The 9,987-nt window shown below is 69.7% G+C and carries 8 protein-coding genes; all 8 read right to left on the bottom strand.

The features are described 5' to 3' along the window. Positions 1-206: 206 nt before the first annotated feature. Positions 207-1,556 (bottom strand): GTPase ObgE, encoded by a 1,350-nt coding sequence (obgE, locus tag ACWDX9_RS45090; RefSeq protein ID WP_449966148.1) that lies wholly within the window; start codon positions 1,554-1,556, stop codon positions 207-209. A 121-nt stretch (positions 1,557-1,677) separates the two neighbouring features. After that, complete coding sequence (rpmA, locus tag ACWDX9_RS45085; RefSeq protein WP_012893687.1) at positions 1,678-1,935, bottom strand: 50S ribosomal protein L27; 258 nt, start codon at positions 1,933-1,935, stop codon at positions 1,678-1,680. Between the two features lie 15 nt (positions 1,936-1,950). Further along, positions 1,951-2,253: a 50S ribosomal protein L21 gene (rplU, locus tag ACWDX9_RS45080; RefSeq protein WP_080046162.1), complete on the bottom strand. Its 303-nt coding sequence runs from the start codon at positions 2,251-2,253 to the stop codon at positions 1,951-1,953. 213 nt (positions 2,254-2,466) lie between these two features. Next, a complete protein-coding gene (locus ACWDX9_RS45075) occupies positions 2,467-5,361 on the bottom strand; it encodes an Rne/Rng family ribonuclease (protein ID WP_449966146.1) in 2,895 nt (964 codons plus the stop codon). A gap of 144 nt (positions 5,362-5,505) precedes the next feature. After that, the gene (locus tag ACWDX9_RS45070; protein ID WP_350740726.1) at positions 5,506-6,258 is read right to left on the bottom strand and encodes a TIGR03936 family radical SAM-associated protein; all 753 of its coding nucleotides are present in this window, start codon (positions 6,256-6,258) and stop codon (positions 5,506-5,508) included. Between the two features lie 153 nt (positions 6,259-6,411). Next, on the bottom strand, positions 6,412-8,322 hold the full coding sequence (locus tag ACWDX9_RS45065; protein ID WP_449966143.1) for a TIGR03960 family B12-binding radical SAM protein: 1,911 nt from the start codon (positions 8,320-8,322) through the stop codon (positions 6,412-6,414). 20 nt (positions 8,323-8,342) lie between these two features. Further along, entirely contained in the window at positions 8,343-8,522 is a 180-nt protein-coding gene (locus ACWDX9_RS45060; RefSeq protein WP_350740730.1) for a hypothetical protein, read from the bottom strand. Between the two features lie 4 nt (positions 8,523-8,526). Continuing rightward, on the bottom strand, positions 8,527-9,693 hold the full coding sequence (gene rodA, locus ACWDX9_RS45055) for a rod shape-determining protein RodA (protein WP_350740732.1): 1,167 nt from the start codon (positions 9,691-9,693) through the stop codon (positions 8,527-8,529). Positions 9,694-9,987 lie beyond the last annotated feature (294 nt).

Raw genomic sequence — 9,987 nt, 5'->3', positions numbered from 1 at the left:
GGGCCGGCGACCTGCCCGCCACTCGGGCGGCCCGGCGCATGACGGCGGCCACCTCCACGGCCCCCACCCCCGCGCCGCAGTTCAGGGACGGTCAACGCCGGCCGGCCCGGCGCTCAGGTCATCGACGCCGAAGGCGTCCTGCGCCCGCGGCGCTCCTGTCAGAAGCGGTTGTCGGACCCTCGCGGGCCCTGCCGTACGCGCTCCTGTCAGAAGCGGTTGTCGGACCCTCGCGGGCCCTGCCGTACGGACTCGGCGCTGAGCGTGGGCTGCCAGTCGAAGACGTAGCCGCCCTCCATCGACCCGATGACCACCTCGGCGCCGGCGGTGGCGCCGGCCTTGGCCAGCTCCGCCTCCACGCCGAGCCGTTCGAGCCGGTCGGCGAGGTAGCCCACGGCCTCGTCATTGGTGAAGTCCGTCTGCCTGATCCACCGCTCCGGCTTCTCGCCGGTGATCTGGAACAGGTTCTCGTTGACCCGCCGCACCCGGAACCCGGTCTCGCCGAGCTGCTTGGGCCTGATGACCAGCCTGGTGGGCTCCTCGACCGGCTTCTGGGCCCTGGCCGCGGCGACCCACTCGCCCATCGCGTACGTGAGCTCCCGCAGCCCGTCATGGGTGGCGGCGGAGATCGTGAACACCCGCAGCCCCCGCGCCTCGAACTCGGGCCTGACCAGCTCGGCCAGCTCCCGCGCGTCGGGCACGTCCGCCTTGTTCAGCACGACCAGCCGGGGCCGGTCCTCCAGCTTCCCGTACGCGTGCAGCTCCGACTCGATGACCTCGTAGTCCGTGATCGGGTCGCGTCCGGGCTCCATGGTGGCGCAGTCGATGACGTGCACGAGCATGTCGCACCGCTCGACGTGGCGCAGGAACTCGTGCCCGAGCCCCTTCCCCTGCGAGGCCCCGGGGATCAGACCGGGCACGTCGGCGACGGTGAACACGGTCTCCCCGGCGGTCACCACCCCCAGGTTGGGGATCAGGGTCGTGAACGGATAGTCCGCGATCTTGGGCTTGGCCGCGCTCAGGGCGGCGATCAGCGAGGACTTGCCGGCGCTCGGGAACCCGACCAGCGCCACGTCCGCCACGCTCTTGAGCTCCAGCATGACGTCGAGCGCGTCCCCGGGCTCCCCGAGCAGCGCGAACCCGGGCGCCTTCCGCCTGGTCGTGGCGAGGGCGGCGTTCCCCAGGCCGCCGTGCCCGCCCTCGGCGATGACGTACCGCGTGCCGACGCCCACGAGGTCGACCAGCACCTCACCCGTGGAGGCGTTCTTCACGACGGTGCCGTTGGGCACCGGAAGGATCACGTCCGTCCCGTTGGCTCCGTCCCGGTTGGAGCCCTGCCCCTGCTTGCCGTTCTCGGCCTTGCGGTGCGGCCGGCGGTGGTATTCGAGCAGCGTCGCCGTGTTGGGGTCGACCTCGAGGACGACGTCACCGCCCCGGCCGCCGTTGCCGCCGTCGGGGCCGCCGAGCGGCTTGAACTTCTCCCGGTGGATGGAGGCGCACCCGTTTCCCCCGTCACCGGCACCGATATGAAGGACCACCTGGTCCACAAAGTCCGGCACTCTGCACTCCTCCACACAAACCGCCCACCGGCGGAAAGTCAGCCAAAAGCAAAGGGGCGGATCGACACCGCGATCCACCCCTTTGGCAAGAAAACCCAAGGTCTACGGAGAGGAAGAACCCCTACTCCGCGACGGGAACGATGCTCACGGCCCGCCGGCCGCGCTTGACACCGAACTGCACGTGCCCGGCCGCCAGCGCGAACAGCGTGTCGTCGCCGCCACGCCCCACGTTGTCGCCGGGGTGGAAGTGGGTGCCACGCTGACGGACGATGATCTCGCCCGCGTTGACCAGCTGGCCGCCGAAGCGCTTGACGCCCAGGCGCTGAGCGTTGGAGTCACGACCGTTCCGGGTGGACGACGCGCCCTTCTTGTGTGCCATCTCTCAAACTCCCGTTCAGGCCTGCTCGATACCGGTGATCTTCACCTGGGTGTACCGCTGACGGTGACCCTGGCGCTTCTTGTAACCGGTCTTGTTCTTGTACTTGAGGATCCGGATCTTCGGGCCCTTGGTCTCGCCGAGGATCTCGGCGTTGACCGTGAACTTGCCCGCCTCCGTGGTCACATCGCCGTCGTTGACGACGAGCACCGTCGGCAGCGAAACCGAAGAGCCGACCTCGCCGGCGACCTTGTCCACCTCGAGGACGTCACCGACGGAGACCTTCTGCTGCCTGCCGCCGCAACGAACGATCGCGTACACCGCGGAACCCTTCTGACTCACTGTTGTCTCGTACATCAGCCGCCTCATCGAGAGGTGGCCGCCGAATGCTGCGCCTGTCATTCGGCCTGTCTCAAACCGACGAACCGAGTAAGCGCGCCAACAGGGCACGTCACCTGACGCACCGATACACCAGGGTACCGGATTAACGGTCCCCTAGGCGAACCGGACGGAACGTCGGAAGCCTGCCGAGAACTACTCGGACGACTTGGCTCGGCGCGAGCGTCGCCGCCCTCTGCCGGAAGTCTGGCTGGCCTGGTCGTCCTCAGCCGGGACGTCTTCAAGCGCACCGGTCACCGTATCACGGCTCGAGGTGTCCTTGGCCGCGGAAACCTTGTCGGAGACCGCCTTCTCGATGGCCATCTTCCCCTGCGTGCCGCGCGGCTCGGGCTTGGGCTCGACCGGCTCCGTGGAGACGAGCAGGCCACGCCCGTTGCAGCACTCGCACGGCGTGGAGAAGGCCTCCAGCAGCCCCTGTCCGACCCGCTTACGCGTCATCTGGACCAGGCCCAGCGAGGTGACCTCGGCCACCTGGTGCTTGGTCCTGTCGCGGGCCAGGCACTCCAGCAGCCGCCGCAGCACCAGGTCGCGGTTGGACTCCAGCACCATGTCGATGAAGTCGATCACGATGATGCCGCCGATGTCGCGCAGCCTGAGCTGGCGCACGATCTCCTCGGCCGCCTCGAGGTTGTTGCGGGTGACGGTCTCCTCGAGGTTGCCGCCCTGCCCGGTGAACTTGCCGGTGTTGACGTCGACGACGGTCATCGCCTCGGTACGGTCGATCACCAGCGAGCCGCCGCTGGGCAGCCAGACCTTGCGCTCGAGCGCCTTGCCGAGCTGCTCGTCGATCCGGTAGTGCTCGAACACGTCACCCTGGTCGCCGTCCCACCGCGCCAGGCGCTCGCCCAGGTGCGGCGCGACGTACTTGACGTAGTCGTCCACCGTGTCCCAGGCGTCGGCGCCCTGCACGATCAGCGAGGTGAAGTCCTCGTTGAAGACGTCGCGCACGACCCGGATCGTGAGATCGGGCTCGGCGGACAGCAGCTCGGGCGGGCTGGCCGACTTGGCCTTCTTCTGGATGCTCTCCCACTGGGCGGACAGGCGGGCCACGTCACGCGCCAGCTCGTCCTCGGAGGCGCCCTCCGCGGCGGTACGCACGATCACGCCGGCGTTCTCCGGCATGACCTTCTTCAGGATGCTCTTGAGCCGTGTGCGCTCCTTGTCGGGCAGCTTGCGGCTGATGCCGGTCATCGACCCGTCCGGCACGTAGACGAGGTATCGCCCGGGCAGGCTGATCTGGGACGTGAGCCGGGCGCCCTTGTGCCCGATCGGGTCCTTCGTGACCTGTACGAGCACCGACTGGCCCGACTTCAGCGCCGCCTCGATGCGCTTGGGCTGGCCCTCCAGCCCGGCGGTGTCGAAGTTGACCTCACCGGCGTACAGGACGGCGTTGCGGCCCTTGCCGATGTCCACGAACGCCGCCTCCATCGAGGGCAGCACGTTCTGGACCTTGCCGAGGTAGACGTTGCCGACGTAGGACTGGCTGGCCTCGCGGTTGACGTAGTGCTCGACGAGCACGCCGTCCTCCAGGACCGCGATCTGCGTACGGTCGCCCTGGCGGCGCACCACCATCATCCGGTCGACGGACTCGCGGCGGGCCAGGAACTCCGACTCCGTGATGATCGGCGGACGCCTGCGGCCCAGCTCGCGCCCCTCGCGGCGGCGCTGCTTCTTGGCCTCGAGGCGGGTGGAGCCGCGCACGCTCTGCACGCCGTCGGTCGCGGTTTCCAGCCCGCTGCTGCGGCCCGCACGCGGCGCGCGGATGCGCACCACCGTGTTCGGCGGGTCGTCGCTGGCCGGCTCGGCGCCCTCCTCGGAGCCCCGGCGGCGACGGCGACGGCGGCGGCGCGAGGTCCCGGACTCGTCGTCGTGAGCGGCGCCCTCCTCGGCCTGCTCCTCCTCGGCCTCCTCGTCCTGCTCGTCGCCTTCCTCACCCTCGTCACGCTCGCGCGACTTGCCGCGGCCCCGGCCGCCCCGCCTGCGACGGCGGCGACGGCCCGCGCCCTCTTCCTCCTCCTGCTCGTCGGAGGTGTCGAGGTCGGTCTCGTCCTCTACCGCGGACTCGTCGACCGGCTCCTCGACCTCCTCGGGCTCGGGAGCGGGCTGCGGCGCCTCGGCCCGCCGGGTGACGGCGGGCTTGGCCTGGCTGGGGTCGGGCGCCTGGAACAGCGGCGCGAAGATGGCCGCCGGCCGCTGGAACGCGGTGCCGGGCTCGGCCGGCGTGCGCGCGGCGAACCCGAACGGGTCGGACAGCAGGCTCGACCGTGCGGGCTCCTCGTCGAGGTCCTCGCCCGCGGGCTCGTCGTCGAGCGGCTCGTTGTCGGGCAGGATCTCAAGGATGTCCTCATCCTCGGCCGCCTGGACATCACCGGCACGCTCTGCCTCGGCCTGCGCACCACCGGCGGGCGCCGCCTCGGCGGTCGGCGTCGTCGTCGCGGCCTTGCCGGCCGGGCCCTCGCTCGCGGCGGCCTTCTCGGAGTCGGCCACCGCCCCCACGGCGCCTGCGACGGCCTCCTCGACGGGCTCTTCCACCTTCTTGCGCGTCCTGCGCCGCCTCACCGGCTCGGCGGCCTCAGCGGGCGGCTCCTCCACCACGGGGGCCGCCTCGGCTTCGGCCTCGGCGGCCTTCTTCGTCGTACGGCGCCGCGTCGTCGTGGCGGTGGACCGGGTCCGCGTGGTCCTCTTGGGCTTCTCCTCCGCGACGGCCTCGGCAACGGTCTCGGCCACGGCCGCCTCGACCGGGCTCTCCGGCGCGGTCGCCGCAGCGGCCTCCGGCGCGGGCGTGCGGATCTCGGGCGCGGGCTCTCCCGCCGCGCGCTGCGCGGCGGTGCTCTGCACCGGTTGTACGTCAGCCACCGACGGCGCGGTCTGCGCTGCCGCAGTGGTGACCGGAACGTGGACAGGCTCCTCCGGCTCCGGCGGCGGACCCGCCGGGCGGCTGGCGGAGCGGCGACGTGGGGTCACCTCTGGCTGTTCAATTGTCTCCCCGTCAGGGCCAATGGCCCCGGCGTTGGGCTCGTTCTCGAGCATGCGGGCGCTCTCCCGTCAGCTCCCGGGCGCGTCGCCGCGCCGCGCAGGAGCCCTCGTGTCTCGTTGTCCGCCGACGCCCCCAAGGTGGGGGTGTCGGCGCCAAGTCCTGTCAGCGGTCGTGCCTCGCTCGCGCGGGGCACCTCCTCAACCGGCGACGTGCTCACTCGCCGGTCCCGCCTCGCCGCCGCGCGTGGTGTCGCGGTCCAGGTCGAGCGGATCGGCAAGCGCACCAGTGCTGACGTCGAGCGGCCCCTGCGCCAGCCTGGTCACCTCGGGGGGAACCGGCGGCGCGAAGTCGGCCACAAGGCGCAGCCCTGTGAGCACATCGTCGGGTCGAACGGCAGGCGTCATGTGCCGAACAACCATGCGCAGTATGACACACGGCCCTCCGAGCACCTGAGCTGCAGTTCTGTCTGTTCCCTCGGACACCGTGAGCCCCAGGACGGCCTCCCGCGCGTCGAAGCGACGGGGGCCCTTCTTGGTGAGGCGTTCGACCTCCACAGCGCCTGCCGCGAGAAACTTCTCCGCCGCCACCTCGGCGAGCTCGCGATCGGCACCGGGCAACCGCACCTCCCAGTCGGAGACCTCCAAGCGGTCAGCCAGCCCACCCGGGCCCGCTGTCACAACGTCGAGCACATCGAGCCCAGGCGGCAGCGACCCGTCCAGGTCCTGTCTCACCTGCTCGGGATCGCACGGCGTGGTGACACCGATCTCGAGATATTCGGCTTCGCTGGCGACACCGGTCGGCGCCGCGCCCGCGTAGGAGATCTTCGGGTGGGGCGAGAAACCTGCGCTGTAGGCCACCGGTATGCCGGCACGGCGAACCGCTCTCTCAACGGCCCGCGAAATGTCGCGGTGGCTGGTGAAGCGCAGGCGACCGCGCTTGGCGTAGCGCACGCGAAGGCGCTGCACCGTGGGCGCGGGCGGAGGCCCTTCGGGAACAGGTTTCAGAGCTTGTCGTCCTTCCCTTGTAAGAGTTCCTTCGTCTCAGGATAAGCCGCCCTGGCGCGTGTACGTGTACGCCGAGGCACCGGCTGCCCACTGAGCGCGCTAGACCACCGTAAGAGGAAGGAGTTTTCGCCCCGTGGGGCCGATCTGAATTTCCGTGCCCATCGTCGGGCAGACGCCGCAGTCGTAGCAAGGAGTCCAGCGACAGTCTTCGACCTCGCCGCCGGAGACGGCCTCCTGCCAGTCCTGCCAGAGCCACTCACGGTCGAGCCCGGCGTCGAGGTGGTCCCATGGCAGGACCTCGTTCTCCGCCCGCTCGCGCGTGGTGTACCAGTCGACGTCGACGCCCGCCTTCTCGGCGGCCGCCATCCAGCGCTCGTACGAGAAGTGCTCGCTCCAGCCGTCGAACCTGCCGCCGTCCTCCCAGACGCCCCGGATCACGGCGCCGACCCGGCGGTCGCCGCGCGAGAGCAGGCCCTCCACGATCGAGGGCTTGCCGTCGTGGTAGCGGAAGCCGATGGCTCTGCCGTACTGCTTGTCGCCTCTGAGCGAGTCGCGCAGCTGCTTGAGCCGTCGGTCGACGGTCTCGTGGTCGGCCTGTCCGGCCCACTGGAAGGGCGTGTGCGGCTTGGGCACGAAGCCGCCGATGGAGACCGTGCAGCGGATGTCGCGGCTGCCGGTCGCCTCGCGGCCCGCCTGGATGACCTTCTTGGCCAGGTCGGCGATGCCCAGCACGTCCTCGTCCTGCTCGGTGGGCAGGCCGCACATGAAGTAGAGCTTGACCTGCCGCCACCCCTGCGAATAGGCCGTGGTGACGGTGCGGATCAGGTCTTCCTCGGTGACCATCTTGTTGATCACCTTGCGCATGCGCTCGGAGCCGCCCTCCGGCGCGAACGTCAGGCCGGAACGCCTGCCGTTCCTGGAGAACTCGTTGGCCAGGTCGATGTTGAACGCGTCGACCCTGGTGGACGGCAGCGAGAGCGAGGTGTTGGTGCCCTCGTAGCGGTCGGCCAGGCCCTTGGCGACCTCACCGATCTCGGAGTGGTCGGCCGATGACAGCGACAGCAGGCCGACCTCGTTGAAGCCGGACTCCTTGATGCCGTTTTCGACCATCGCGCCGATGGTGGTGATCGAGCGCTCCCGCACCGGGCGCGTGATCATTCCCGCCTGGCAGAACCTGCAGCCACGGGTGCAGCCGCGGAAGATCTCCACGCTGAACCGCTCGTGCACGGTCTCGGCCAGCGGGACCAGCGGCTTCTTCGGGTAGGGCCACTCGTCGAGGTCCATCACGGTGTGCTTGTGCACCCGCCACGGCACGTCGGCCCTGTTGGGGGCGACGCGCTTGATGCGACCGTCCGGGTGGTAGTCCACATCGTAAAATTTCGGGATATATACCCCGCCGGACTCGGCGAGCCGCATGAGCAGCTCGTCCCGCCCGCCGGGTCTGCCCTCGGCCTTCCACTCGCGGATGACCTCGGAGATGGCGATGGAGATCTGCTCTCCGTCGCCGAGCACGGCCGCGTCGAGGAAGTCGGCGATCGGCTCCGGGTTGAAGGCCGCGTGGCCGCCGGCGAGCACGATCGGATCGTCCTCGCCCCGGTCCACGGCCATCAGCGGGATGCCCGCCAGATCGAGCGCGTTGAGCATGTTGGTGTAGCCCAGCTCGGTCGAGAAGGACACGCCGAACACGTCGAAGGCGCGCACCGGCCGGTGCGCGTCGACGGTGAACTGCGGGACGCCCTCGGCCCGCATGAGCGCCTCGAGATCCGGCCACACCGCGTAGGTGCGCTCGGCCAGCGTGGCGGGCAGCTCGTTGAGGATCTCGTAGAGGATCGCCACACCCTGGTTGGGCAGCCCGACCTCGTAGGCGTCCGGGTACATCAGCGCCCACCGCACGTCGGCGGAGTCCCAGTCCTTGACGGTCGAGTTGAGCTCACCCCCGACGTACTGGATGGGCTTCTGCACCTTGGGCAGTAGCGCTTCCAGGCGGGGGAACACCGACTCGACAGACATACGGTCCAGAGTAGCGGCGCTCAGACGGTGGCAGGTCCAGGGATGTCGATGTCGTTGCCGATGAGCACCAGGAGGCGGTGCCCTTCGTAGCAGGTCAGCTCGACGGCGATCACGCCGCTCGCCAGATTGTGCACGCCGACGACATGGTTCGCGGGCAGCAGAAAGCGCTCCTCGCACTCATCGCAATAGGCCAAGAACATGTCTCTAATTAAACGACTGTCTTCGCACCCTGATGGCTTGGAGAAGCCCAATCGCAATGAGATTCGCGAACGTGGCCGTACCGCCATATGACACGAACGGCAGCGGCAGCCCCGTGATCGGCATGATCCCGATCGTCATGCCCACATTGATGAACGTCTGGAACGCGAACCAGCACACGATCGTGCCCGCTACCAGCGTCCCGAACCTGTCGTCGCACTGCCTGGCGATCTTCAGCCCGCGCAGCAGCACCACCCCGAGCAGCAGCACCACCGTGACCGACCCGAGGAACCCGAACTCCTCCCCCGCCACCGTGAAGATGAAGTCGGTGTGCTGCTCGGGCACGAACCGCCCGGTCGTCTGCCCGCCGCCCAGCAGCCCCTTTCCCAGGAGCTGCCCGGAGCCGATCGCGATCATCGACTGCGTGCTGTTGTAGCCCACCCCGCGCGGATCGACGCTCGGATCGACGAACGCCGTAAATCGAGCCACCTGGTACGGCTCGAGCAGCTGGAAGTAGAACACCGAGAACACCCCGCCGGCCGCCACCAGCGTCAGCGCCGCGATCCATCGCTTGCGCACCCCCGCGATGATCAGACCAGCGGCCGTGATCACCGCCAGCACCAGCGCCGTCCCGAGGTCCGGCTGGAGCATCACCAGCCCCATCGTGACCCCCGAGGCGAGGAGCGCCAGCCATATGTCCAGCGCGCGCGGCCGATCACTGCCCTCGGCCGGCTGCGCGAGCAGCATCGCGATGATCAGCAGCAGCCCGACCTTGGCGAACTCCGACGGCTGCACCGCGAACCCGCCGCCGAGCAGGATCCACGAGTGCGACCCGTTGATCGTCGCGCCCAGCGGCGTGATGACCAACCCCAGCCCTATCAGCGACACCAGGAACACCAGCGGCGCGTACGCGCGCATCGCCCGATGGTCGACCGTCGCCACGATCGCGCACAGGATGATCCCGATCATCTCGTTGAAGACGTGCTTCTTCACCAGCCCCGTCGAGCCCGGGGCCCAGGTCCTGGTGGACGACCAGACGAGCAGCGTGCCGATCACGCACAGCCCGGCCACCGCGACCAGCATCAGGGCATCCAGCCTGCGCACCGTCGAGTTCTCGCCGGCGACTCGGCGGAACAGCGACGGCCGCCGGACGGCCACCGTTCGATCGATCACCTCCGCACCTCCATCCCAGCGACCATCCACCCGACCACGCGGCCAGTCACCCACCCGACCACACAGCCGATCACCCACCCGGCCGCCCAGCCGACCACCCCTCCGGCCACCCACCGCCCCGCGCAGCGGATCACCCGACCACCCTCACGACCGACCACCCACCGGCCCACACAGCGGATCACCCCACCGGTCTCACGACCGACCACCCACCCGCCCACACAGCGGATCACCCCACCGCTCTCACGGCCGACCACCCACCCGCCCACACAGCGGATCACCCCACCGCTCTCACGG

The organism is Nonomuraea sp. NPDC003201 (genome assembly GCF_053590415.1).
The sequence above is the reverse complement of the archived record's forward strand: the minus strand, read 5'-3'. Positions and strand labels throughout refer to the sequence as shown.

Coding starts and splice junctions, on each gene's coding strand:
- rpmA (WP_012893687.1), bottom strand. CDS start 1,935: ATGGCACACAAGAAGGGCGCGTCGTCCACCCGGAACGGTCGTGACTCC.
- ACWDX9_RS45075 (WP_449966146.1), bottom strand. CDS start 5,361: ATGCTCGAGAACGAGCCCAACGCCGGGGCCATTGGCCCTGACGGGGAG.
- ACWDX9_RS45065 (WP_449966143.1), bottom strand. CDS start 8,322: ATGTCTGTCGAGTCGGTGTTCCCCCGCCTGGAAGCGCTACTGCCCAAG.
- ACWDX9_RS45060 (WP_350740730.1), bottom strand. CDS start 8,522: ATGTTCTTGGCCTATTGCGATGAGTGCGAGGAGCGCTTTCTGCTGCCC.